The sequence below is a fragment of the Nocardioides hungaricus genome, from assembly GCF_054782915.1.
The window spans coordinates 204,725-229,316 of sequence record NZ_BAAGRO010000020.1; the positions used below are offsets into that span (position 1 = coordinate 204,725).

The 24,592-nt window shown below is 72.3% G+C and carries 24 protein-coding genes; 17 read left to right on the forward strand and 7 right to left on the reverse strand.

What is annotated here, in order from left to right; genetic code table 11:
• Window positions 1-2,754 (reverse strand): ABC transporter permease, encoded by a 2,754-nt coding sequence (locus ACYVKX_RS10090; protein WP_460831521.1) that lies wholly within the window; start codon window positions 2,752-2,754, stop codon window positions 1-3.
• A gap of 210 nt (window positions 2,755-2,964) precedes the next feature.
• Between ACYVKX_RS10090 and ACYVKX_RS10095 the strand changes: the two genes are divergently transcribed.
• From ACYVKX_RS10095 to ACYVKX_RS10120, 6 genes are all read left to right on the forward strand, one after another.
• Entirely contained in the window at window positions 2,965-3,687 is a 723-nt protein-coding gene (locus ACYVKX_RS10095; RefSeq protein ID WP_460831523.1) for an ABC transporter ATP-binding protein, read from the forward strand.
• 240 nt (window positions 3,688-3,927) lie between these two features.
• Entirely contained in the window at window positions 3,928-4,371 is a 444-nt protein-coding gene (rplM, locus tag ACYVKX_RS10100) for a 50S ribosomal protein L13 (protein WP_460831525.1), read from the forward strand.
• A gap of 34 nt (window positions 4,372-4,405) precedes the next feature.
• Window positions 4,406-4,903: a 30S ribosomal protein S9 gene (rpsI, locus tag ACYVKX_RS10105; RefSeq protein ID WP_460831527.1), complete on the forward strand. Its 498-nt coding sequence runs from the start codon at window positions 4,406-4,408 to the stop codon at window positions 4,901-4,903.
• 10 nt (window positions 4,904-4,913) lie between these two features.
• Window positions 4,914-6,275 (forward strand): phosphoglucosamine mutase, encoded by a 1,362-nt coding sequence (gene glmM / locus ACYVKX_RS10110; protein ID WP_460831529.1) that lies wholly within the window; start codon window positions 4,914-4,916, stop codon window positions 6,273-6,275.
• 4 nt (window positions 6,276-6,279) lie between these two features.
• Window positions 6,280-7,176: an ABC transporter ATP-binding protein gene (locus tag ACYVKX_RS10115; RefSeq protein WP_460831532.1), complete on the forward strand. Its 897-nt coding sequence runs from the start codon at window positions 6,280-6,282 to the stop codon at window positions 7,174-7,176.
• Window positions 7,173-7,970: an ABC transporter permease gene (locus tag ACYVKX_RS10120; protein WP_460831535.1), complete on the forward strand. Its 798-nt coding sequence runs from the start codon at window positions 7,173-7,175 to the stop codon at window positions 7,968-7,970. The genes ACYVKX_RS10115 and ACYVKX_RS10120 overlap by 4 nt, the downstream gene beginning before the upstream one ends.
• Window positions 7,971-7,973: 3 nt before the next feature.
• Here ACYVKX_RS10120 and coaA read toward each other — a convergent pair whose 3' ends face one another.
• On the reverse strand, window positions 7,974-8,936 hold the full coding sequence (gene coaA / locus ACYVKX_RS10125; protein WP_460831539.1) for a type I pantothenate kinase: 963 nt from the start codon (window positions 8,934-8,936) through the stop codon (window positions 7,974-7,976).
• Between the two features lie 41 nt (window positions 8,937-8,977).
• Here coaA and glmS point away from each other — a divergent pair, with 41 nt between their 5' ends.
• Window positions 8,978-10,822: a glutamine--fructose-6-phosphate transaminase (isomerizing) gene (gene glmS / locus ACYVKX_RS10130; protein WP_460831542.1), complete on the forward strand. Its 1,845-nt coding sequence runs from the start codon at window positions 8,978-8,980 to the stop codon at window positions 10,820-10,822.
• Between the two features lie 7 nt (window positions 10,823-10,829).
• Window positions 10,830-11,183 carry a holo-ACP synthase gene (locus ACYVKX_RS10135; RefSeq protein WP_460831544.1) on the forward strand — a complete coding sequence of 118 codons (354 nt, stop codon included), beginning with the start codon at window positions 10,830-10,832 and terminating at the stop codon, window positions 11,181-11,183.
• Between the two features lie 24 nt (window positions 11,184-11,207).
• Here the strand turns inward: ACYVKX_RS10135 and ACYVKX_RS10140 are convergent, their stop codons facing one another.
• Window positions 11,208-12,134, reverse strand: coding sequence for a hypothetical protein (locus tag ACYVKX_RS10140; RefSeq protein WP_460831546.1), 927 nt, complete (start codon window positions 12,132-12,134; stop codon window positions 11,208-11,210).
• Window positions 12,135-12,259: 125 nt separating this feature from the next.
• On the opposite strand from ACYVKX_RS10140, the gene ACYVKX_RS10145 reads away from it, so the two are divergent.
• Genes ACYVKX_RS10145 through ACYVKX_RS10165 form a run of 5 tightly spaced genes read left to right on the forward strand, consistent with a single transcriptional unit; the run spans window position 12,260 to window position 17,675 of the window.
• Complete coding sequence (locus tag ACYVKX_RS10145; protein ID WP_460831548.1) at window positions 12,260-13,627, forward strand: NAD(P)H-hydrate dehydratase; 1,368 nt, start codon at window positions 12,260-12,262, stop codon at window positions 13,625-13,627.
• Between the two features lie 16 nt (window positions 13,628-13,643).
• A complete protein-coding gene (gene alr, locus ACYVKX_RS10150; RefSeq protein ID WP_460831550.1) occupies window positions 13,644-14,750 on the forward strand; it encodes an alanine racemase in 1,107 nt (368 codons plus the stop codon).
• On the forward strand, window positions 14,747-15,784 hold the full coding sequence (locus tag ACYVKX_RS10155) for an alpha/beta fold hydrolase (RefSeq protein ID WP_460831552.1): 1,038 nt from the start codon (window positions 14,747-14,749) through the stop codon (window positions 15,782-15,784). The genes alr and ACYVKX_RS10155 overlap by 4 nt, the downstream gene beginning before the upstream one ends.
• Entirely contained in the window at window positions 15,781-16,698 is a 918-nt protein-coding gene (gene tsaE, locus ACYVKX_RS10160) for a tRNA (adenosine(37)-N6)-threonylcarbamoyltransferase complex ATPase subunit type 1 TsaE (RefSeq protein WP_460831554.1), read from the forward strand. The genes ACYVKX_RS10155 and tsaE overlap by 4 nt, the downstream gene beginning before the upstream one ends.
• A complete protein-coding gene (locus ACYVKX_RS10165) occupies window positions 16,695-17,675 on the forward strand; it encodes a sulfotransferase family protein (RefSeq protein ID WP_460831556.1) in 981 nt (326 codons plus the stop codon). Before tsaE ends, ACYVKX_RS10165 begins: the two co-directional genes overlap by 4 nt.
• A 39-nt stretch (window positions 17,676-17,714) precedes the next feature.
• On the opposite strand, the gene ACYVKX_RS10170 is transcribed toward ACYVKX_RS10165, so the two are convergent.
• The 4 genes from ACYVKX_RS10170 to ACYVKX_RS10185 are packed head-to-tail and all read right to left on the reverse strand — an operon-like array spanning window position 17,715 to window position 22,606.
• The gene (locus ACYVKX_RS10170) at window positions 17,715-20,336 is read right to left on the reverse strand and encodes a stealth conserved region 3 domain-containing protein (RefSeq protein WP_460831558.1); all 2,622 of its coding nucleotides are present in this window, start codon (window positions 20,334-20,336) and stop codon (window positions 17,715-17,717) included.
• Window positions 20,333-20,935, reverse strand: coding sequence for a hypothetical protein (locus ACYVKX_RS10175; protein WP_460831562.1), 603 nt, complete (start codon window positions 20,933-20,935; stop codon window positions 20,333-20,335). Before ACYVKX_RS10175 ends, ACYVKX_RS10170 begins: the two co-directional genes overlap by 4 nt.
• A gap of 7 nt (window positions 20,936-20,942) precedes the next feature.
• Complete coding sequence (locus ACYVKX_RS10180) at window positions 20,943-21,503, reverse strand: hypothetical protein (protein WP_460831565.1); 561 nt, start codon at window positions 21,501-21,503, stop codon at window positions 20,943-20,945.
• A gap of 11 nt (window positions 21,504-21,514) precedes the next feature.
• Complete coding sequence (locus ACYVKX_RS10185; protein WP_460831567.1) at window positions 21,515-22,606, reverse strand: ATP-dependent DNA ligase; 1,092 nt, start codon at window positions 22,604-22,606, stop codon at window positions 21,515-21,517.
• A 131-nt stretch (window positions 22,607-22,737) separates the two neighbouring features.
• Here ACYVKX_RS10185 and ACYVKX_RS10190 point away from each other — a divergent pair, with 131 nt between their 5' ends.
• From ACYVKX_RS10190 to ACYVKX_RS10205, 4 genes are all read left to right on the forward strand, one after another.
• A complete protein-coding gene (locus ACYVKX_RS10190; protein WP_460831569.1) occupies window positions 22,738-23,022 on the forward strand; it encodes a type II toxin-antitoxin system TacA family antitoxin in 285 nt (94 codons plus the stop codon).
• Complete coding sequence (locus ACYVKX_RS10195) at window positions 23,019-23,531, forward strand: hypothetical protein (RefSeq protein WP_460831571.1); 513 nt, start codon at window positions 23,019-23,021, stop codon at window positions 23,529-23,531. Before ACYVKX_RS10190 ends, ACYVKX_RS10195 begins: the two co-directional genes overlap by 4 nt.
• Before the next feature lie 306 nt (window positions 23,532-23,837).
• Window positions 23,838-24,089, forward strand: a complete 252-nt coding sequence (locus ACYVKX_RS10200; protein ID WP_460831574.1) for a type II toxin-antitoxin system Phd/YefM family antitoxin — start codon at window positions 23,838-23,840, stop codon at window positions 24,087-24,089.
• Between the two features lie 63 nt (window positions 24,090-24,152).
• Complete coding sequence (locus tag ACYVKX_RS10205; RefSeq protein WP_460831653.1) at window positions 24,153-24,458, forward strand: type II toxin-antitoxin system VapC family toxin; 306 nt, start codon at window positions 24,153-24,155, stop codon at window positions 24,456-24,458.
• Window positions 24,459-24,592 lie beyond the last annotated feature (134 nt).

A 24,592-nucleotide genomic window follows, 5' to 3' on the forward strand; every position in this document is an offset into this window, starting at 1 on the left:
TCACTCGGTGGTGATGGCTTGGGCCGGGGCGTAGCGGTCGAGGCGGCTGATGGGGGCGCAGAGGGCGATGGCCGCGGCCGCGAGTCCGATCCCTGTGGCCGCGGCGCCGGCGCGCAGGGCGTTGGCCCAGTCGAGGGGGAGGAGGATGGCGACCATGGTGATGCCGAGGATCGCGCCGGTGAGGGTGCCGATGGCTGCGATGATCGCGCCTTCGGTGGCGAACAGCTGGCGGAGGTGTCGTTCGGCCCAGCCAGAGGATCTCAGGGTGCCGATCTCGCCGATTCGGTCGGTGATGTTGAGGTAGGCGACGTCGGCGACCGCGAACGCGCCGAGCGCGATGGTGAGGACGGCTGCGAAGAGGTCGACGCCGCGGACCTGGATCGCGACGGCCTCGCCGAGCGAGGTGCCGACTACGTCGCCGTGGAACGCCTGTTGGATGGCGAACAGGACGGCCAAGGCGGCGACGCCGACGAACAGGCTGGCGGTGCCGAGCAGCATGCGGCCCGGAGTGCGGGTCGTGTTGGCGACGGCCATCTGGGTGATCGAGCCGATCCGGTGTGCCCGTCCGGGCGGGCGGACCAGGGCTCGGGTTGCCTCCACCGGGGCGACGCGGCAGGCGCGCCACGCCGGAAGCAGCCCGGCGGTGACGGACATGGCTACCGCGACGGGGGTGATGAGCGCGATCCGCCAGGTGTCGACCGTGAGGTCGAGGAGGTGGATCAGCAGGTATGCGAGAGCGGTGCCGCCGAGTCCAGCGAGGGCCCCGATCACGGCGAGTTCGAGCTGCAAAAGGCCGAAGATGTGGCGCGCCGGCCAGCCAAGGCAGGAGAGCACGCCGAGCTCGCGGCGGCGGGAGCGGACCGCGGCGGTGGTGGCGTTGAGCAGGGAGAGGCCGCAGACGACGAGCACGAGCAGGAACAGCGACAGGCTCTTGCGGTCGATGGCAGACAACAAGTCGATGGTGACCCCTTTGCGGCTCCACCCCTCCGAGAGGGACAGCGCGGGCCGGCCGGCGTTGCCGGCGGGCAGCTCGATGAGCTGCTGACGGGGTGAGCTGCCGATGGTGATGTCCACATCGAGCCCGGTCTCGCGGGTGATCCGCTCGGCGAGCACGCGGACCCGCTCCAGGCTGGTCTCGTCTGGACCCGTCACGCCGGCGGCGCGGATTCGAATCACGCTGATTGGCGCCTGCGCAGTGGTGACGTTGGTGTAGGCGCTGGTGTCGGTGAACTCGGTGATCGAGCGCAGGTTGGTCAGCAGGAGCGGTGGCTGCTGCAGGTAGCCGGCCAGGTTGTTGTTCGGCAGCAGGGGTCGCCCCTCAAGCAGGCGTTCCGCCTCGCCGTCGGCCGGGACGGCCGACGGCGGCGCATACGTGGTCAGCGGCACCTTCGCGAGCCGGCTGAAGCCGCGGATCGCGGTCGGGTCGTACGTGCCGATGGCACGCATGGTCGGCGCCGCGAGGGTCTCGCCGATGATCTCGTTGCTGGCCGCGTGCTCGGTCAACTTGCGGAAACCGACATCGCCGCTGGCCTGCGGGGCGTAGAAGCCGGAGCCGAAGAGCGGCTCGATCCAGGTGGTCCTCGGGTTCCGCCGAACGCCGGGCTCGAGACGTCCCGTGTCTTCGTCGCGGGTGTAGGTGACCGGACCGGTGTCCCAATACTGCGCGCTCTGCTGGTTCACGTCTTGTGCGCGGAACTCGTCCAGTAGCCGTGGATACAGATCGCCGGCGTCCATGCTGTAGCTCTGGGTAGCCTCCGCGGGCAGGCCCGCGAGCCACCGGATCGCACCGCTGCGGGCCAGCCGACCCGGAACCGCATCCTGGTCGTCCAGCGCGAGCCGCTGTATCCGCACCGCCAGCCGTTCGTCGATCACGGTCCGGTCGGCCATCATCACCGGCACCTGCCGGTAGCGCAGGCTGTCCGGGTCACCCGGTGCGGCCGCCCGCGTCCGCGTCGTGTCCGAGCTGCGCAGGTAGCGGCCATCCACGACCGTGTCGTCGAGATCGACCAGCGCAGCCTCGGCGGCCGGATCGATCGCCGCCAGCAACAACGGGTATGGATACCGAATCCAGATCCCGACGTCTCCCTTCCGCATCCCGACACCGGTCTCGTACCGCACCGGTGTCGCCGACGACTGGCACGTCATGCCGACATCGCGACGGTCGAACGCCGACGTTGCCGTCGGTGCGTGGTCAGCGAAGCGCGCGCACACGTCGACCATCCGACCCGTCACCGGATCCAGTTGGCGTCGATCCTTGGCGAAGGGCTGGCCGGTCAGATACGCGTACAGCCTGTCCGGCGGATAGCGCGACAGGCCGCGGTCGGTCACCGCCGACATCTCGATCCGGAACAGTTGCTGCTCGTCGCCGTCGACCAGGTCGTTCGCCTTGACCGGCAGGTACAGGCTCGGCAGCGTATAGCCGATCATCGCCACCGGGGCCGCGACCTGCACACCGGGCATCGCCTTGATCCGACGGTACTGCCGCATGCTGATTCCGCCGAAGACATCGGACAAGAAGTTCTGGCGAACCAGCTGATCCGACAGCTCCAAGTCCGTCCGCGATCCGGCCGGTCGCACCAAGATGTCGTAGGCCGCCCGATAGTTGCTCTGGACCGTTCCCTCAACCTCGAGTCGCGACTGCGCCACCGCCGAGGTGAGCAAGGAGAACGCCACCGCGGCCACCACGATCGCGGCCACCACCGCCATGCTGCGAGCCGGGCGGCGCAGGATCTGTGCCACCGCCAGCCGCACCATGCCGACCACCTGCCTCCGCCGTCGCTATACAGCGTGGTCAACCGAGTCAGCGCGGGCAACGTAGCGGAGGTAACGATTGGCAATTTGACGGAGTGCCGAGTTCATGCTACGAACCCCTCGACCCTCTCTCCTGCGGAGGCCCCGTGGTGGACGCTCTCGTGCTCGCTGCTTCGACCCGGAACCTGCCTCACCACCACATGCTGAGGTGAGGTGAGTTTGGCAATCGAGGGCACGGACTCGGTGGTGCGCAGCGGATACCAACTGCGCACCACCGACTTGACCAAGCAGTACGTCACGCCCGGCGGCGTCACCGTGAACGCCCTCCAGGGCGTTGCCCTGGACGTCGACTCGTCGTCGGTCATCGCACTGGTCGGGCCGTCGGGTTCCGGCAAGTCGACGCTGCTGCACCTGGTCGGCGGCATGGACCGTCCCGGCCGTGGGCAGATCCACGTCGATGACCAGGACATCACCCGGTTGTCGCAGGGCGACCTCGTCCGATACCGCCGAACCGTCGGCTTCGTATTCCAGAACTTCGCACTGCTGCCGGCGATGACCGCCCGCGACAACGTGCTACTGCCCACGATCCCGTACCGCGACACCCGCGGCTGGAGACATCAGCGGGCAGACCAACTGCTGCGTGACGTCGGCCTTCGCGACCGCGGGGACTCGCTGCCCTCGCAGCTCTCCGGCGGTGAGCGCCAGCGCGTCGCGATCGCGCGTGCGCTGATCAACCAGCCCCGCCTACTGCTGGCCGATGAACCGACCGGCAACCTCGACCGCGCGACCGGCGACGCCATCGCCGACCAGATCCTGCGGCTCCGAGAGCAGCACGGCGTGACCGTCATCCTCGCGACGCACGACCCCGACATTGCGGGGCGCTGCGACAAGGTCGTGCACCTGCTGGACGGCAGGATCGTCGGCGAACGCGTGTGAGGATGGCGCGATGCGCCTGCTCCTCACGCCATGCGAGACCAGGCGTTTTGACCTGCGAGAACGCCGCCCCGTAGTCTTGCCAGTCGCGCCTCCTGCCGCGCTCCGAGCCCGCCACGGGACCGGGGTGCAGATCCGGCTCCGCTGCGGCGGAGAGACCGGGCCGTGTTCGTCAGAGGGCGTGGCTCCACCACCCGGGCGGCACAGGGTCGCCCGGGCCCTACGAACGAAGGAAGTCCCTCCGTGCGCACCTACAGCCCCAAGCCCGCTGACATCCAGCGCGAGTGGCTCGTCATCGACGCCAGCGACGTCGTCCTCGGACGCCTCGCCGTGCAGGCCGCCAACCTGCTGCGCGGCAAGCACAAGCCCACCTTCGCTCCGCACATGGACATGGGTGACTTCGTCATCATCGTCAACGCGGAGAAGGTCGCCCTGTCGGGCACCAAGAGGACCACGAAGATGGCCTACCGCCACTCCGGCTACCCGGGCGGCCTCTCGGCCACCCCGATCGGCGAGATCCTCGAGAAGGACGCCCGCAAGGCCGTCGAGAAGGCCGTGTGGGGCATGCTGCCGAAGAACAAGCTCGGCCGTCAGATGCTGAAGAAGCTGAAGGTCTACTCCGGGCCCCACCACCCGCACCAGGCCCAGAAGGCCACTCCGTTCGAGATCAAGCAGATCTCCCAGTAGTCGTCTGTACGAGCACGAGAAAGAGATCTGAGACATGGCTGACACCACCGAGGTCGAGGAGACCTACGAGGCCGACGAGCAGGGCATCGCCTACAGCTCGGAGAGCGCCCCGTCCGCCGACACCCCCGCCCGCCCGGCGACGATCGTCCCCGCCGCGGCCACCGGCCGCCGCAAGGAGGCCGTCGCCCGCGTCCGCATCGTCCCCGGCACCGGCCAGTGGACCGTCAACGGCCGGACGCTCGACTCCTACTTCCCGAACAAGCTGCACCAGCAGGTCGTGAACGAGCCGTTCGCCGCGCTGCAGCTCGAGGGCCGCTTCGACGTCATCGCCCGCATCCACGGCGGCGGCATCACCGGCCAGGCCGGCGCGCTGCGCCTCGGCGTGGCCCGCTGCCTGAACGCCGTCGACGTCGAGGCCAACCGCCCGTCGCTGAAGAAGGCCGGCCTGCTCACCCGCGACGCCCGCGTCATCGAGCGCAAGAAGGCCGGCCTCAAGAAGGCCCGTAAGGCGCCCCAGTTCAGCAAGCGCTAGTACGGCGGGCATGCCGCGCGTCTTCGGCACGGACGGGGTCCGGGGCCTGGCCAACGGTCAGCTGACCGCGGAGCTGGCCCTGGACCTCTCCGTGGCCGCCGCCCGCGTCCTGGCCGCCCGGGGCGAGTTCGAGGGCTCCCTGAGAGCCGGGGCCCGACCGCTCGCGGTCGTCGGCCGGGACACGCGCGTCTCGGGGCAGTTCCTCGAGCACGCCGTCGTCGCCGGGCTGGCCTCGGCCGGCATGGACGTGCTCCGGCTGCGGGTGCTCCCCACCCCGGCCGTCGCGTACCTGACGCAGGCGCTGGGCGCCGACGTCGGCGTGATCATCAGCGCCTCGCACAACCCGATGCCCGACAACGGCATCAAGTTCCTCGCCCGCGGCGGGCACAAGCTCGACGACGCGGTGGAGCGCGAGATCGAGCAGCACCTCGACGAGCCCTGGGACCGCCCGCTCGGCGGCGCGATCGGCCGCGTGACGCCGTACGCGACCCCGGTGACCGAGTACGTCGAGCACCTGGTCTCGACCATCGACAAGCCGCTCGCCGGCATCAGGGTCGTCCTCGACTGCGCGCACGGCGCGGCGTACGAGGCCGGCCCGATGGCGCTGCGCGCGGCCGGCGCCGAGGTGGTCGCCATCGGCATCGACCCCGACGGCCTCAACATCAACGACGGCTGCGGGTCCACGGACCTCGGGCCGCTGCGCGCCGCCGTGCTCGAGCACGGCGCGGACGTCGGCTTCGCGCTCGACGGCGACGCCGACCGCTGCCTCGCGGTCGACCACGAGGGCAACGCCGTCGACGGCGACCAGCTCATGGCGATGCTCGCGATCGGCATGGCTGAGACCGGCCACCTGGCGAAGAGCACCGTCGTCGCCACCGTGATGAGCAACCTCGGCTTCGTCCAGGCGATGCGCGCCGCCGGCATTGGCGTGCGCCAGACCAAGGTCGGCGACCGCTACGTGCTCGAGGCGATGCGGGTCTCCGGCTACTCGCTGGGCGGCGAGCAGTCCGGCCACGTGATCATGAGCGAGTACGCCACCACCGGCGACGGCATCCTCACCGCGCTGCACGTGCTGGAGCGGATGGCCGCTACCGGCGAGAGCATCCGGTCGCTGGCCTCGGTCGTCACCCGGCTGCCGCAGGTGCTGGTCAACGTCGCGGATGTCGACAAGGCGCGCGCCGACGACGACCCGGTCGTGGCTGCGGCGGTCGCGGAGGAGGAGGCCGCGCTCGGCGACTCCGGCCGGATCCTGCTCCGCCCCTCCGGCACCGAGTCGTTGGTCCGGGTGATGGTCGAGGCGCGGACCGAGGACGAGGCGCAGGCCGTCGCCGGCCGGCTCGCCGAGGTCGTCAGGGCGCGTCTGGCATTGTGAGGCCATGGCCTCCGGACCGACCCTTGCCGTCGAGGGCGTCGCCAAGACCTTCGGACAGGTGCGTGCGGTCGACGACCTGAGCTTCGCCGTACGACCCGGAGCCGTGACCGGCTTCCTCGGGCCCAACGGCGCCGGCAAGACGACCACGCTGCGGATGCTGCTCGGCCTGACCCGGCCGAGCGCCGGGCGGGTGCTGGTCGGCGACCGGCCCTACGCCGAGCACCCGACCCCGGCCCGCGTCGTGGGGGCGGCGCTGGAGGCGTCGTCCTTCCACCCCGGCCGCTCCGGGCTCGGCCACCTCGAGGCGTACGCCGCCCAGGCCGGCGTCACGCGGCGGCGCTGCCGCGAGCTGATCGAGTTCGTCGGCCTCGGCCCGGCCGCGAGCCGGCGGGTCGGCGGCTACTCGATGGGCATGCGCCAGCGGCTGGGGCTGGCGACCGCGCTGCTCGGCGACCCGCCCGCGATCGTGCTCGACGAGCCCGCCAACGGACTCGATCCGGAGGGCATCGTGTGGCTGCGCCGGCTGCTGCGCGCGTTCGCCGAGGAGGGCCGCACCGTGCTGGTCTCCAGCCACGTGCTCACCGAGGTGCAGCACACCGTCGACGACGTCGTGATCATCGCCCGCGGCCGGCTGGTGCACGCCTCCTCGCTGGCCGCGCTCGCGGAGCTGGCCGAGCCCGAGACCTACGTGGAGTCGCCCGCTCCCGACGCGCTGGCCCGGCTCGCCGGCGAGCGCGGCTGGGCCGCCCGGGCCGACGGCGCCGGGCTGGTCGTCACGGGGGTCCTGGCCGCGGAGGTCGGCGCGGCGGCGTACGCCTCGGGCGTCGAGCTGCACCAGCTCGCCAGCCGGGGCGTCGGGCTCGAGGACGTGTTCCTGCGGCTGACCGGGGGCGCGTCGTGAGGGCGGCGCTGGTCGCGGAGTACCGCAAGCTGGTCAGCACCCGGATGTGGTGGCTGCTGCTGATCGTGCTGGCGGCGTACCTCGCCTTCATCGCCGGCGTGATGGCGTTCTCGATCGTGGCCGCGCCCGACGACGCGGCGCCGACCCAGGCCGGCGACGACCTCGCGGCGGGGGTCTACGGGCTGATCAACGCGATCGGCTACGTCTTCCCGCTGGTGATCGGCAGCCTGGCGATGACCACGGAGTTCCGGCACCAGACGATCACGCAGTCGCTGCTGGTCGAGCCGCGGCGCGGGGTGTTCCTCGGCGCCAAGCTGCTCGCGACGGTGCCGCTCGGGCTGCTCTACGGCGTGGTCGGCACGGTCGCGGTGGTGGGCGTGAGCGCGCCGCTGCTGGCGGGGTGGGGCGACGGCGCGTTCCTCACCGACGGCGACGTGGTCGAGGTGATCCTGCTCGGGATCGTGGTGACCGCGCTGTGGGCGGTGATCGGTGTCGCGTTCGGCAGCGTGCTGACCAACCAGGTCGCCGCGATCGTGGTGATCCTGGCGTTCACCCAGTTCGTCGAGCCGGTGGCCCGCCTCGCGCTCGGCGCCTTCGACTCCCTCGACGGGATCGCGAGGTTCCTCCCCGGCGCGGCCGCCGACGGGCTGATGGGCGCGAGCTTCTTCGGCGCGGTCGGCGGCGAGTCGGCCGACCTGCTGTCCCGCCCGGCCGCGCTGCTCGTGATGCTCGGCTACGCCGGCGTACTCGCTCTCGTGGGGCGGTTCACGACGCTGCGCCGCGACGTCGGCTGATCCTCAGAGCTTGCGCAGCCGCACGTAGCGGACCGAGTGGTCGCGGTCCTTGCGCAGCACCAGCGTGGCCCGCGACCGGGTCGGCTGGATGTTCTGGGAGAGGTTGGGGCCGTTGATCGTGTCCCAGATCCGACCCGCCTCGGTCACGGCCTCGTCGTGGGAGAGGCCGGCGTACTTGGAGAAGTAGGAGTGCGGGTCGCGGAACGCCGTCTCGCGCAGCCGCAGGAAGCGCTCGACGTACCAGTCGCGGATGTGGCCGGTGCCGGCGTCGACGTAGACGGAGAAGTCGAAGAAGTCGCTCAGCGTGAGGCCGGCGCGACCGTCCTCGCGCACCCGGGCGGGCTGCAGGACGTTGAGGCCCTCGACGATGACGATGTCGGGGCGCTTGACCACGACCCTCTCGTCGGGCAGCACGTCGTAGGTGAGGTGGGAGTAGACCGGCGCCTCGACCTCGTCGCGGCCGGACTTGATGTCGACGACGAAGCGGAGCAGCGCGCGGCGGTCGTAGGACTCCGGGAAGCCCTTGCGCTGCAGCAGGCCGCGGCGCTCGAGCTCGGCGTTGGGGTAGAGGAAGCCGTCGGTGGTCACCAGGGCGACGTTGGGGTGCTCGGGCCAGTGCGCGAGCATCTGCTGGAGCACGCGGGCGGTCGTCGACTTGCCGACCGCCACCGACCCGGCGAGACCGATCACGAACGGCGTACGGCGTGGCTGCGCGCGGTGCAGGAACTCCTCCTGCCGGCGGTAGAGCTGGCCCGCCGACTCGACGTACATGCTCAGCAGCCGGGACAGCGGCAGGTAGATCTGCTGCACCTCGTCGAGGTCGAGCTGGTCGCCCAGTCCGCGCAGCCGCTGGATCTCGTCGGCGCTCAGCGGGACCTCGACCTCGTCGGCGAGCGACGCCCATGCGGAGCGGTCGAGCTCGAGGTACGGCGATGACTCCTCCGGCGGCCCGCCGTGCGACGACATGGCCGCGATTCTTGCAAAGCGGCGTGGCTACAGTGAGACCCATGTGCGGGATCGTGGGTTACGTAGGTCACAGGGGCGCCCAGGACGTGGTGGTCGAGGGCCTGCGGCGCCTGGAGTACCGCGGCTACGACTCCGCCGGGATCGCGCTCGTCGTCGACGGCGAGCTCGCCACCGAGAAGCGCGCCGGCAAGCTCGCGAACCTGGAGAAGGCGATCGCCGACGACGCGCTCCCCGCGACCACCATCGGCGTCGGCCACACCCGCTGGGCCACCCACGGCGCGCCCAACGACGTCAACGCGCATCCGCACACCGGCCTTGCTCGACGCGTCGCTCTGGTGCACAACGGGATCATCGAGAACTTCGCCGAGCTGCGCGCCGGGCTCGAGGACGCCGACCACCGGCTGCTGTCGGAGACCGACACCGAGGTGGCCGCGCACCTGCTCGAGGCCGAGGTGCTCGGCGGCGCCGACCTCACCGAGGCGATGCTGCGCGTCGTACGCCGCCTGGAGGGTGCCTTCACGCTGGTCGCGGTCGACGCGCAGGACCCCTCGCGGGTGGTCGCGGCCCGGCGCAACTCGCCGCTGGTCGTCGGGCTCGGCGAGGGCGAGAACTTCCTCGGGTCCGACGTCGCCGCGTTCATCGAGCACACCCGCGAGGCGATGGAGCTCGGGCAGGACCAGGTCGTCACGATCACCCGCTCGTCGGTGGACGTGCGCAACTTCGACGGCTCGCCGTCGGCCGGGCGCACCTACCACGTGGACTGGGACCTCTCCGCGGCCGAGAAGGACGGGCACGACTGGTTCATGCGCAAGGAGATCTTCGAGCAGCCGCGTGCGGTGGCGGACTCACTGCTCGGGCGGCGTACCGCCGAGGGGCATCTGCACCTCGACGAGATGCGGCTCTCGGACCAGGAGCTGCGCGACGTCGACAAGATCATCATCATCGCGTGCGGCACGTCGTTCTACGCCGGCATGGTGGCGAAGTACGCGATCGAGCACTGGTGCCGGATCCCGGCGGAGGTCGAGCTCGCGTCGGAGTTCCGCTACCGCGACCCGATCCTCGACTACTCCACGCTCGTCGTCGCGATCAGCCAGTCCGGCGAGACCGCGGACACGCTCCAGGCGATCCGGCACGCGCGCACGCAGCGGTCGAAGGTGCTGGCGATCTGCAACACCAACGGCTCGACGATCCCGCGCGAGTCGGACGCGGTGATCTACACCCACGCGGGGCCGGAGATCGGGGTCGCGTCGACCAAGGGCTTCCTCACCCAGCTGGTCGCCTGCTACCTGCTCGCGCTGTACCTCGCGCAGGTGAAGGGCACCCGGTACGGCGACGAGATCAGCCAGGTGATGCGCCAGCTCGAGGCGATCCCCGCGCACATCTCGGCGGTGCTCTCGACGGCCGACCAGGTCTACTCGCTCGCGCACGAGCATGTCGGGGCCCGCTCGGTGCTGTTCCTCGGCCGGCACGCCGGCTACCCGGTCGCGCTCGAGGGCGCGCTCAAGCTCAAGGAGCTCGCCTACCTGCATGCCGAGGGGTTCGCGGCGGGCGAGCTGAAGCACGGCCCGATCGCGCTGGTCGAGGACCGGCTGCCGGTGCTGTGCGTCGTGCCCCCGGCCGGCCGGGACCAGCTGCGCGACAAGATGGTCAGCGGCATCCAGGAGGTCCGCGCCCGCGGCGCCCGGACCATCTGCCTGGTCGAGGAGGGCGACGACGCGATCCTCCCGTACGCCGACGTGGTGATCCGGCTGCCGCGGGTCCCGGTGCTGCTGCAGCCGCTGGTGTCCGTCGTACCCCTCCAGCTCTTCGCGTGCGAGCTCGCCACCCTGCTGGGCCACGACGTCGACCAGCCGCGCAACCTGGCCAAGTCGGTGACCGTCGAGTGACCGCCTCGTGATCGTCGGGGTCGGGATCGACGTCGTCGACATCTCGCGCTTCGAGGAGTCGCTGTCGCGCACCCCGGGTCTGGCGTCTCGCCTCTTCACGCCGTCCGAGGCGAGTCGCCCCCTGGCCTCCTTGGCTGCGCGCTTCGCCGCCAAGGAGGCGCTCGCCAAGGCCCTCGGCGCCCCCACCGGCTTGGCCTGGCACGACGCCGAGGTCGTCTCGGAGTCCTCCGGCCGGCCGCTCTTCGCGCTGCGGGGCTCGGTCGCCGAGCGGGCGTCCTCGCTCGGCGTCGCCTCGGTCCACCTCTCGCTCTCCCACGATGCCGGCATCGCGTCGGCGGTGGTGGTGCTGGAGTCGTCCTGACCGGGTCGTGTGCCTGAGCACGCGCTATGCCGCGTTCTCAGGCACACGACCCGGAAGTCCGAGGGCAATGAGATCGGCCGCGACCTCGCTGTCCTCGAAGCGGAGCTCGAACGCCGAGCACCGGACAACGAGCAGGTTCGCGGTGGTGATGCGGCGCCCGCGTCGGTGGTCGGACATGGACTCGAGCACGTCGAGGTGGAAGGACCCGTCGACCTCCAGGACGAGCGTCCTCCCGCCCGGTAGCCGCCACTCGCAGTCGGTCCACCGTCGGTTGCCTCGGTTGTCGAGGCGCGGCCGCTGCCCGTCTGGCACCGGGATCCCGTAGCGGCGACACATCCGACGCACGTCGAGCTCGGCACCGGAGTGTGCGCCACCGGCGATGTCGCCGAGCGTCCGCTTGAACGGCTTCGACCAGCGGAGCGGACGGAGGACATCCACCCACTCGACCATGCGCTCGACCGTGGTCAGTCGCTGCTGGACACTCGCCGCGATCACGCCGTGGGCTGGTCGCGGTGTCGTCTGGTAGGCCGCGAACAGGAGAACGGCTGGCTCCAACCGACAGGTCGGGATGCCCGGCCGGGGATGACGGAGCAGGTCGAACGGTCGCCGGCTGCGAAAGAACCGCACACCGTCCACCGACTCGAAGCTCAGCTCGTCGTCGACGTACACGGTCACGACATCGCGACTCCAGCCGGTCAGCCCGTGCCTCGCGGCGGCGGTGAGGCCACCGAGCATGCTGCGTTCGCCGGCGTGAAGGACCGCCAGCCACTCCCGTTGAGCCCGAGTCAGCTCGCCCGTCACGGTGCTGATGACGCGCGGGGTGCGCTCCACCCACCGCCGCGCGTGACCGTGGTCACGGACCCGGTCCCAGTCGATCCCGTGCCGGTTCAGCTGCCTGCGGGCGACCATCCCGTGCTGGGCCGTGATGAGTGCCTGGAGGACATCGTTCATACACGGATGCCTTCCCATCTCGTCCGCCTCTGCTGGCCGTCATCCACAGGGGACGGGTCGTGTGCCTGAGGACGCGCCATGGCGCGTCCTCAGGCACACGACCCGTTCGCGGCTAACGTCGTCCCATGAGGAGCGCGCACACCGTGGAGCAGGTGCGGGCGGCGGAGGCGGAGCTGATGGCCAGGCTGCCGGCGGGCGCGCTGATGCAGCGGGCCGCGGCGGGGCTGGCGTACGCGGTGATCGACCTGCTCGGCGAGGCGTACGGGCGGCGGGTGCTGCTGCTGGTCGGGTCGGGGGACAACGGCGGCGACGCGCTGTACGCCGGAGCGCTGCTCGCCCGCCGCGGCGTGCAGGTGGAGGCGTGGCCGCTGTCGGACACGGCGCACGAGGGCGGCGTACGAGCGCTGCAGGAGGCGGGCGGGCGGCTCACGACCACCCCCAGGACGCCCGACCTGGTCGTCGACGGGATCGTCGGGATCGGCGGACGACCCGGTTTGCGGGAGAGCGCCCGGGCCGCCCTCCAGGCAGTCGATGGCGTGCCGGTCGTCGCGGTTGATGTCCCCAGCGGCGTCGACGTCGACACCGGCGAGCTGGCCGGGCCGCACGTGACGGCCGACCTGACCGTCACCTTCGGCACCCACAAGGTCGCGCACCTGGTCGACCCCGCCGCCAGCGCCTGCGGAGCGGTCCACCTGGTCGACCTCGGCCTCGACCTGCCGCCCGCGGACGTCGAGGCGCTCCAGCCCGAGGACGTCGCCCGGCTGCTCCCGCGGCCGGCCCCGGACGCGCACAAGTACACCCGCGGGGTGGTCGGCGTCCGCGCCGGCAGTGCGCAGTACCCCGGTGCCGCCCTCCTCAGCGTCGCCGGCGCCGACAGCGGGCTCTGCGGGATGGTGCGGTACGTCGGCGAGGCGGCCGACGACGTGAAGCGCGGCCACCCCGAGGTGGTCGGCGAGGGGCGCGTGCAGGCGTGGGTCGTCGGGTCCGGCGGGGGCGAGCGGGCGGGCGAGGAGCTCGCGGCGGCGCTGGCGGACGGCGTACCCCTCGTCGTCGACGCCGACGCCCTCCAGCACGTCGACCGCCCTCCGGAGCACGCCGTGCTCACCCCGCACGCGGGCGAGCTCGCCGCCATGACCGGGGCCGACCGCGCCGACATCGAGGCCCGGCCGCTCCACCACGCCCGCGCGGCGGCCGAGCGCTACGGCTGCATTGTCCTCCTCAAGGGCCGCCACACGCTCCTCGCGCGCCCCGACGGCCGCACGCGCGTCACCACCACGGGCACCCCGTGGCTGGCCACCGCCGGGGCGGGCGACGTGCTCGGCGGACTGATCGGCGCGCTGCTCGCGGCCGGACTCTCGCCGTACGACGCCGCCTCGACCGGCTCCTGGCTGCACGGCGCGGCGGCCACCCTGGCCGCACGCGGCGGGCCGCTGGTGGCGAGTGCCGTCGCGGCCTCGATCCCGGAGGCGGTCCGGGGGCTGCCCACCCCGTGATGGGAGAATCGGGGGCATGAGCCCGGTCCGACGTGCGGAGATCGTCGTCGATCTCGCGTCGATCCGGCACAACGTCCGCACGCTGCGCGAGCTCACCGGCGTCGCGTCGATGACGGTGGTCAAGGCCGACGGCTACGGGCACGGCCTGGTCGAGGTCGCCCGGGCCGCCCGCGAGGCGGGCTCGGAGTGGCTCGGCGTCGCCACCATCGACGAGGCGCTGACCCTGCGCGCCGCCGGCGACCGCGGGCGCATCCTCTGCTGGCTCACGATGCCGCGGGACGACTGGGTCGCCGCGATCGACGCCGGCGTCGACGTCACCGCCTACTCCGTCGCCGAGCTCGACGCCATCGCCGCGACCGGCCGGCGCGCGCGGGTGCAGCTCAAGGTCGACACCGGCCTGTCCCGCGGCGGCGCGACGCTGGCCGACTGGCCCGGCGTCGTACGCCGCGCGCGCGAGGGCGAGCAGGACGGCCACTGGCGGGTCACCGGCATCTGGTCGCACTTCGCCGCCAGCGACCAGCCCGGCCACCCCGCGAACGCCGCCCAGGAGCGCGCGTTCCACGAGGCCCTCGCCGCGGCCGAGGGGCTGGACCCCGAGGTCCGCCACCTCGCCAACTCCGCCGCCGGCATCCTGCGGCCGAGCAGCCGCCTCGACCTGGTGCGGTTCGGGCTGGCGTCCTACGGCCTCGACCCCGCGCCCGGCGAGACCCCCGACCTCGGGCTCGTCCCCGCGATGACGGTGCGCGCGCCGCTGGTGAGCGCCAAGGAGATCCCGGCCGGCGCGGGCGTCTCCTACGGCCACACCTGGGTCGCCGACACCGCGACGAGCGTCGGCTTGGTCCCGGTCGGGTACGCCGACGGCGTACTCCGCCAGGCCGGCAACGCCGCTCGGGTCCTCGTCGACGGCAGGCAGCGGGCGCTGCGCGGGCGGGTGTGCATGGACCAGTTCGTCGTCGACCTCGACGGCGACCTCCCCGAGCCCGGCGCGGAGGTCGTGCTGTTCGGCCCGGGCACCCGTGGCGAGCCGACGGCGCAGGACTGGGCCGAGGCCGCTGGCACCATCTCCTACGAGATCGTGACGCGCATCGGCGGCCGACTCATCCGGAGGTACACGGACGCATGAGGCTGCGCACCCACCTGATCGGCGCCACCGCGACCGCCGTCGGCCTCGCCGCCGCGGGCGCCGGTGCCGCCGCGCTCCAGCGCCGCCGGATCGTCGGCAGGAGCCCCGAGGAGCACCCGGCGTTCGGGAGCCTGCGCTCCGACCCGGTCACCGTGGTCGCCGACGACGGCACCCCGCTGCACGTCGAGGTCGACGAGCCGGAGCAGCCAGCGGGCGAGGTGACGCTCGTCTTCGTCCACGGGTACGCGCTGAACCTGGACTGCTGGCACTTCCAGCGCGAGCACTACCGCGGCCGGGTGCGCTCGGTGTTCTACGACCAGCGCTCGCACGGCCGCTCCGGCCGGTCGCCGCTGGGCAACGCCACCATCGACCAGCTCGGCAAGGACCTCCGCACGGTCCTGGACGACGTGACCGACGGCCCGGTCGTGCTCGTCGGCCACTCCATGGGCGGCATGACGATCGTGGCGCTGGCCGAGCAGTTCCCCGAGCTGCTCGGCGACAAGGTGGTCGGCGCCGCGCTGATCTCGACCACCGCCGGCGGCCTGGACCCGAGCCGGATCCTGTTCCCGATGGTCCCGGGCTGGGGCGTCTCCGGCGCCCTCCACCGCGGCGTCGCCACCCTCGCCCGCGGCCACCGCGCGGTCGACGGGCTGCGCCGGGTCGGCCGCAACGTCGCGCTGGTCGCGACCGACCAGCTCGCGTTCGGCGACGACGTGCCGGCGTCGTACGTCGACTTCGTCGACCGCATGCTCGGGGCGACGCCGTTCGAGGTGGTCGCGGAGTTCTTCCCGGGCTTCAGCGCGATGGACAAGTTCGACCACGTCGGCGCGCTCGCGAAGGTCCCCACCACGGTCATCTGCGGCACCGACGACAAGCTCACCTCGATCGGCCACAGCCGCAAGCTGCACAGCCGGATCGACGGCTCGGAGCTGCTGGAGTGCCACGGCGCCGGGCACATGGTGATCCTGGAGCGGCACGACGAGGTGAACGGCGAGCTCGACAAGCTGCTCGCCGCGACGGGGGCCGTCGCGTGACGCTCGAGGTCAGGCGCGTCGGCCCGGAGTCGGCGCCGGAGGTGTACGCCGTGGTGCGGGCCGCCTTCGAGGCGCGCCCACCGCTCGACCCGCCCGCGGCCGCGCTCACCGAGACCGAGGAGTCCCTCGCCGTCCGCCTCGCCGCGGGCGGCGGGCTGCTCGCCTGCCTCGACGGCGAGCCGGTGGGCGCGCTGGTGCTCGACCGGGTCGGCGCCACGACGTACCTCCGCCGCTTCGGGGTGCGCCCGGACGCGCAGGGCCACGGTGTCGCGACCGCGCTGATCGAGGCCGCGGTCGACGCGGCCGACGGGTCCGACGACCTCACCGTGGTCGCGCGCGAGGAGCTGCCGCAGACGCGGAGGTTCTGGGAACGGCAGGGGTTCCGCGAGATCGCGCGGGAGTCGCCGAACGTCGAGCTGCGCCGCTCGCTGCGCACCCACGTCGTGCAGGTGCCCGACGCCGACGCGATGCGCGGGCTGGGCCGCTCGCTCGCCGGGCAGCTCGGGGCGGGCGACCTGATCGTGCTGACCGGCGAGCTCGGCGCCGGCAAGACCACGCTCACCCAGGGGCTCGGCGCTGGGATGGGCGTGCGCGGCGACGTCACCTCGCCGACGTTCGTGATCGCACGGGTGCACCCGTCGCTGGTCGGCGGCCCCGACCTGGTGCACGTCGACGCCTACCGCCTGGGCGGCCTCGACGAGCTCGACGACCTCGACCTGGACGCCTCGCTCGACGACGCCGTCACCGTGGTCGAGTGGGGAGAGGGGCTGGCCGAGGGGCTCTCGGAGTCGCGGCTGGAGGTCGCGATCGTGCGCGGCGACGCTTCGCCGGACGAGGGACTCGACCCGCGGCGCGTCGAGATCACGCCGGTCGGGCCGCGCTGGCACGCACTCTCCTTCAGGGGGCTCGGATGAAGCTCGTGATCGTGACCGGCTCCGGGCGCAGCGGCACCAGCAGCGTCGCCGGCACCCTCAAGCGGCTCGGCCTGCACGTGCCGCAGCCGGAGGTCGAGGCCGACGAGTCGAACCCGCGCGGCTACTACGAGCCGCTGTGGGTGACCGAGTTCCACAAGGAGCTGCTGAACCCGATCCCGGTCCGCACCATCGACTCCCGCCCGACCGCGGCCGAGCGGGCCGCCGAGGCGGTCACACCCGAGGTCGAGGAGCGGCTGCGGGAGTGGCTCTCCGGCGAGCTCGGCCGGCCGCAGGTGGTGATCAAGGACCCGCGGGAGTTCTGGGTGCACGACCTGTGGCTGCGGGTGGCCGGCGAGCTGGGCGCGGAGGTCGCCACGCTCACCATGCTGCGCCATCCGACCGAGGTGGTGCGCAGCCGCGACACGGCGTACCTGACGGAGACGTCGGCGAGCTTCCGCCGCCGGCGCGAGACCACGAACGTCGCGGCCTGGGTGAACGCCGCCTTCGAGACCGAGCGCGCGACCCGCGGCCACCTCCGCGCGTTCGTGCCGTACGCCGACCTGCTCGCCGACTGGCGCGCGACGATGGCGCGGGCGGGGGAGCAGCTCGCGATCGGCTACGGCGACACGACCGCGCCGCACCCGGTGGACGACTTCCTCGACGCGCGGCTCAACCGCTCGCAGGTGGCCTGGGACGACCTCGAGGTCTCACCGCAGCTGGCGGACCTCGCCGACCGGACGTGGGCCGCGATGGGCGTGCTCGTGACGCGGCCGCACGACGAGGCCGCGATCGCCGACCTGACTTGGCTGCGGGAGGAGTACGTCGAGATGTACGAGTTCGCCGCCGCGATGGTGCTCGACGAGCAGACTGCTCAAACGGCGCAATTGCGCCGGAATCTCACCCGGCGGATCGAGAACAAGCAGCGCCGGATCGACGCGCTCAAGGCGCGTCTGGGGATCACCGACCAGCGAAACTAGGCGGCTCAGGGCCGGACTTGGCAGCCGAAACCGGGCGGATCAGCCCGACCTCTCCCACGGCGCCGCGACCGGGAAGTACGCCGTGAGGAAGCTCGACACCAGCTCCTCGACCCGCGCGGCCGGCAGCGCGTAGTCGTGGTGGTCGGCCAGGCAGACGAAGTCCTGCCGCCGGTCGAGGAGCTGGGTGAGCTGGCGGCCGACGTCGCTGTTGCTGAGGTTCACGAACGCGAGCTCGCCCTGCCCGACGTACGCCGACCCGGTGATCAGCCCGTAGTGCTGGGCGAGCGAGCTCAGCAGCGACAGGTCCGTGTCCGAGCGGAACGGCGCCCGCGCGGTCGCGGCGACCTCGTCGGGGAAGCGCCGCTCGATCTCCGCCAGCACCGAGACCCGGTGGGGGTGCGGGGTGTGCGCGAGGTTGTTGGTGATGGCCACGCCGAAGGCCGACCGCAGCAGCCGCCGGTTGTTCCACGCCGCCTTGAGGTACGGCGGTGCGCCCGGTGCGTCCTCGAGGCCGACGGTCGTCTCGGACAGGAACGCCGCGAACTGCCCGGCCGGGCCGAAGAACGCCTCGGGCCGCAGCGGCCGGCCGAGGAACACGTCGTCGTTGAGGTAGATCCACTGCTCGGTCAGGCCGGGCACCCGGTGCAGCCCGGTCTCGATCGCGTGGGAGTTGAAGGTCGGCAGCGCGTCGGCGGGCAGGATCTCGCGGTGGTCGACGACGCGGACCTGCGGATGCGACGTGTCCAGCCACGGAGGCACCTGACCCGCGGTGACCAGGTGGAGGCGGCGTACCCACGGAGCGAAGAGATGGACGCTGCGCATGGAGTAGCGCAGCTCGTCGCGGGAGAGGAACCGCGCGCGGCCGCTGGACTCCCGGGTCAGCGCGGTGCCGGCGAGCTCGGCGAGGCGGCGCTCGCGGGCGTCGTTCCACGCCTCGTCGCCGCCGTCGACCCAGGTGTAGACGACGTCGACGGGGAAGCGGCACTCCTCGACCGTCGGCTCGGTCATTACCGCCAGCGTCCGGACGGGCACGCCCTCGACCTCCGCGTCGACGCTGGGGGTGCCGCGCGGGATCCGGTGGGCGTAGCGGTTCGGGGTCGGCGACACGAGCTCGCCGTCGACGCCGGCCTCCCAGAACTCCACCGCCACGCCGCAGCCCTGGCTCAGCACGCCGGTCCCGGGCCACGGCTCGAGCACCAGCTGGCTGCGGCGGCCGCGGCGCAGGTCGGTCGCGAGATCGGCCACCGGGCCGCGGCGCTCGGGCCAGCCGGCGGTGGCGGGGTCGCGCAGGGAGAGGTACGGCGGGAGCGCGGCCCCGGCAAGGCCGGCGAGGAAGCCGTCGCGGGCGTCCATCGGCAGCACCACGGTCGGCTCGGACGTCTCGTGGGGCGGGATCACGAACCACTCGTCGGTGGCCGAGCGGGCGACGTCCGCGGCGAGGGCGAGGATGGCGCGCCGGGCCTCGGCGGGCGTGGTGTCGGTGACGGCGTGGTCCGGCGTCTCCACCGGCTGCGGGGCTGGTCGGGGGTCGCCGCGGCGGGCGCGGGCCTCCTCGAAGATCCGGACCCAGCGGGCGGCGAGGTCGCCGGCGTCGTACTGCTTCGACGACGCGAGCGCCCCCTCGCCGAGCCGGCGGCGCAGGTCGTCGTCGGTCGCGAGGCGCAGCAGCGCGCTGGCCATGCCGGCGACCGAGCCCGGCGCGACGAGCAGGCCGTTGACCTCGTGCCGGACGATCTCGCGCGGGCCGGACGGCGCGTCGAAGCTGGCGACGGGCACGCCCGCGGCCATCGCCTCCTGCACGACGAGCGGGAAGCCCTCGGCGCGCGAGGTCAGCGCCGCGACGCTCGCCTTGGCCCACTCGCCGGCCATGTCGGTGGTGCTGCCGGGCAGCTCGACGCGGTCGTAGAGCCCGAGCTTGCGGACCTGGCGGCGGATCTCCGGGCGGGCCGGGCCGTCGCCGTGGATCCGCAGCCGCCAGTCCGGGATCCGGTCCGCGACCTCGGAGAACGCCTGCACCAGGCGGCCGAACTGCTTCTCCATCACCAGCCGGCCGGCCGAGACGATGAGCGGCTGGTCGAGCCGGGAGCGGGGCGTGAAGCCGAGCGGGAGCGGGTTGGGCATCACGACGATCTCGGGGCAGACGGCGCCGAGCTGCTCGCGCAGCCAGTCCGCGGTGCTCGGCGTCAGCATCGCGACGACGTCGGCGCGCGGCGCGAACGCGAGCAGCGGCTCGAGCCCGGCGGTGCGGTCGGAGGAGGAGCGGTGCTCCTGGTGGACGAGTACGGCGGTGCGCGGCACCAACTGCGCGGCGACGGCCAGCAGCGCGGGCGTCACGGTGACCACGACGTCGGCGTCGAGGCGGGGCAGGGCGTCGAGCATCGCGGCGTCGGTGAGGGCCGAGAACTGGCCGTCCCACCGCGGCGGCACCAGCACCGACGGGCGGTCGTGGAGGGCGGGGGAGTCGCGGACGTCGGCGAGGTAGGCGACCTCGACCCGCGGGTCGATGCCGTAGTGCGGGGCATCGGCACTGCGGGTGATGCTCACCAGCCGGACGTCGTGGCCCTCGTCCGGCAGGGAGACCAGCGCGTTGGCCTGGGTGATCGCCGAGCGGGAGGTGCCGCCCATGCCGTCGAGGTTGAAGACGACGAACGCGATCCTCATCGCACGACCAGCTCCCCGGCCGGCGACCAGCGCAGCGGCCCGGGCAGCAGCACGGCCTGGCCGGGGGTCGCGAGGTCGTTGGCGCGGCGGCGCAGCGGCAGGTCGCCGGGGTGTGCCCGCACGGGACCGGTCGGGCCGGAGGTGAGGACGGCCGACCCGTCGACCACCGGGAACGACGCGTCGCCGACCCGGACCGCGGTGACCTCGCCGGCCAGCGTCACCCGTACGCCGTCGCCCTCGACCGCGAAGCCGAGCACGTCGACGCCCGGAGCGCGCCGGTCACGCCGGACCCGGAGGGTGCCGGCGTCGGTGCGCACGAGGTCGCACTGCCACGGCCCGTCGGGCGGCACGCGGGTGGTGCCCTTCGCGACGGGCCCGATCGTCACCGGCTCGCCGTCGACGAGCACGTCCCACTCGCCCTCGCCGCCGGGCAGGTCCAGGCCGCCGGCAGGATCGCCGGCGAGCGTGTGCACCGCGCCGGACGCGTCGCGGAGCGCGGGCGTGCCGTCGACGGACAGCCAGAGCCGGCGACCGTCGAGGATCCCGGCGTACGCCGCGACGGGGCCGCCGGAGGAGGAGCGCCGGCGCGTGCGCAACACGGACGGATCAGAGCCCCGTGACGCCCTCGTCGCCGTACCCCTCGGCCTGCTCGTCGAAGGTCTCGTGCTCGAGCAGGTGGAGGATCGGTACGCCGAGGCGGCGGCGCGCCTTCGACGTCCAGTCGAGGTGGAAGAACTCGGCGACCACATGCGGGCGGGTCAAGATGATCGCCTCGCGGCCGTCGACCTCGGTGACCTTGGCGGCGAGCGCGTCGATCGGCGGGTCGACGACGATCTCGCCGCGCACGATCGCGCCGCTCCTCCGCAGCGCCTCGAGGGTCTGGCGCAGCTCGGCCCGGGAGCGGTCCTCGCAGTCCTTGCGGACCGCCTCGAGGTCGACCTCGCTCATCGGCATCGTCGGCGAGGCGAGCATGTCGCCGGCGGTGAGCGAGCCCATCGCGGACTCGATCCGGGCCGCGGCGTCCTCGAGCGGCAGCAGCACGTGGTAGGTCACCGGCTGGTCCAGGCCCTCGTGCAGCGAGTGCACCTGCGCGGCGTCCTGGTCGGTCAGCGCCTGCTCGATGAGCAGGACGACGTCGTAGTCCTCGGTGGTGCTGTTCTCGGACATGGCCCCGCCTCTCAGTCGACGCCCAGAATCCTAGCCAGGTCGTAGGAGACGGGCTCCTCCAACTGGTCGTAGCCGCACGAGGCCGGGTCGCGGTCCGGCCGCCAGCGCCTGAACTGGGCCGTGTGCCGGAACCGGTGTCCCTCCATGTGGTCGTACTTCACCTCGAGCACCCGCTCGGGCCGCAGCGGCGTGAACGAGAGGTCCTTGCCCTGGCTCCAGCGGCTCTGCGTGCCGGGCACGCGGTCCGCCCCCGTGGATGTGCCGGGTGCGGTCAGGAACTCCTGCCAGCGGCCCCACGGGTGGCCCTCGATCGGCACCACCAGCGGTTGCAGCTCCGCGATCAGCTCGGCCCGGCGCTGCGCGGTGAAGCTGGCACTGACGCCGACGTGCTGGAGCTCGCCGTCGGCGTAGAGGCCCAGCAGCAGGCTGCCGAGCAGCGGCCGCTCCGGGGTGCTGGTCTTGTGCTCGCGGTAGCCCGCCACCACCACGTCGGCGGTGCGCTCGTGCTTGACCTTGAGCATGGCGCGGGCGTTCGGCTGGTACGGCGCCTCCAGCGGCTTGGCCACCACCCCGTCGAGCCCGGCGCCCTCGAACTGTCGGAACCACTCCTCCGCCTCGGCCGGGTCGGTGGTGGTGCGGGTGAGGTAGCAGGGGCCGGTCAGCCCCGACAGTGCCTCCCCGAGGGCCGCGCGCCGCTCCCCGAAGGGACGATCGGCGTACGACTCGTCGCCGAGGGCGAGCAGGTCGAAGGCGACGTACGACGCCGGCGTCCTCTCGGTGAGCAGCTCGATCCGGGACTGTGCCGGGTGGATGCGCTCCTGGAGCACCTCGAACTCGAGCCTCTCCCCGACGGCGACGAACAACTCGCCGTCGAGCACGCACCGCTGCGGCAACTGCTCCCGCATCGCCGCGACGACCTCGGGGAAGTAGCGGGTCAGCGGCTTGGTGTTGCGGCTGGCGAGCTCGACCTCGTCGCCGTCCTTGAACACCAGGCAGCGGAAGCCGTCCCACTTGGGCTCGAAGCTGTAGCCATCGCTGGTCGGGATCCTGGCGGTCGCCTTCGCGAGCATGGGCAGCACCGGAGGCATCAGAGGTAGGTCCACGGCTCAACCGTAGTGTCGGTGGGTCGCTCGACGGTGCGAGCCGATGAACGAGAAGTCGGTGCTGCCTCCGTCCTGATGGCGTGGATTGCTCGCTATGCTGATGGCCGTACAGTGGACGTACGGGAGGAACTATGGCTGACACGATCGCGCGCCGTCGCAGCCGGCGCATGGAACTGCGCACCACCGATGAGGAGCGGGCGCTGATCGACCGCGCGGTGGCGGTGTCGGGCACGGACCTGACCGAGTTCGTCGTCACCCATGCTTCGGAGGCTGCACGGCGGGTGCTGGCCGACCGTCAGTCCTTCGAGCTCGACGCCGGTGCGCTTGCAGCGTGGGAGGAGCTCAACTCCCGGCCTGCGCGTGAGCTGCCGGGACTGGCTGCGCTGTTCCGCCGCCCGTCGCCGTTCGCCGAGTGAGCTACCGCGCGCCCGCGCCTCTCGGGCCGGCGCATCTCGTCGACGATTTCGAATGCGGCTCCGTCGAACAGACGGAGTGGCTGAGGCGGTTCGCTCGTCAGTCGGCATCAATGGGTACGACGAAGATCCTCGTCGTCACGGAGACCGGCTCAGATCGGGTCGTCGCGTACTACGCCTGGTGCATGGGGCAGCTTGCGATCGGCGATGCTCCGGAGCGACTGCGAACGGGTGCCGGACGGTATCCCCAGCCAGTTGCCCTGCTTGCCAGGCTCGGCGTCGATCTCACACACGAAGGCAAGGGACTCGGCGCTGGGCTCCTGATGGATGTCATCGCTCGGGTCGCCGCGCTCTCCGACGAGATCGGCTGCCGCGGCCTCCTGATCCACGCCGAGTCGCAGACCGCCCGAGACTTCTACCTCCATCTGGTGCCGGAGTTCGAGCGGAGTCCGACCGATGAGCTGCACCTCGTGCTCCTGCTCAAGGACATCAGGCGCACGCTCGGGCTCTAGGCTCAGCACCGGTTGAACACCACCCGGCGACGCGCGTTCCACTTCGGCTCCAGTTGGACGTCGGGAAGCAGCGCGGGGGCCTTCTCGAGAAGGCGCAGGTAGTCACGGGAGCGACTCGTGTCGGGCGCCGGCGAGGATGAACTGGCCCGCGCGGGTCGAGGTTTCAGGCGACTCTTGATCGCGTCGAGGACGATTGGCGCGTGCTGGTCCTCGTCGATCAGCGCCGGTCGCGAATCGCCGCCGGCGCAGAGTGCCGCCTAGTCCGTAGCCTGGCCAGGCCTGGTCAACCGACATACGATGGCTGCCATGGCCACCGTCAACGTCTACGAGGCGAAGTCCTCCCTCGGCCGGCTGATCGCCGCCGCGGAGGCGGGCGAGACGACCGTCATCGCGCGCAACGGCAAGCCTGTCGCCCAGCTCGGCCCGGTCGCTCAGCGCGCTGTTCGCGTCCCGGGGCGGATGAAGGGGCGGGTCCGGGTCTCGGGCGACTTCGATGAGTGGACCGAGGATGACGAGGTGGCCTGGTACGGCGACGGCTCGGATCCGCTCGCGTCGTGAGGCTGATCCTCGACACTCACATCCTGTTGTGGTGGTGGGACGACTCCTAAGCTGTCGGAGGAGCTGCGCGGCATGATCGCCGACCCGGATCACGACGCGTTCGTCTCTGCGGTCTCGATCGCCGAGATCGCGGTCAAGAAGTCGATCGGGCGGCTGGTGGTCGACGACGACTTCGGTCAGGGGATCGAGGGCGACGGCTTCATCGAGCTTCCTCTCACCGCCGCTCACGGCGGCAGGGTCGCGTCACTTCCGCTGCTTCACCGCGACCCGTTCGACCGGATGCTGGTCGCGCAGGCACAGGTCGAGGGTGCGACTCTGATCACCGTCGACGAGATGGTCAAGCAGTACGACGTCAGCACCCTGCCCTGACCGTCGACAGCGACACAGGCCGTCCGTTCGGACTCCGGCTGGACGCCGGAAGCATCGCCAGGACCTCGCCCCACGTGGCAACTTGGCCAGCATCGGCTCCTCAGCCGTAGGGGGCGGCAACGATAGAAGGGCCC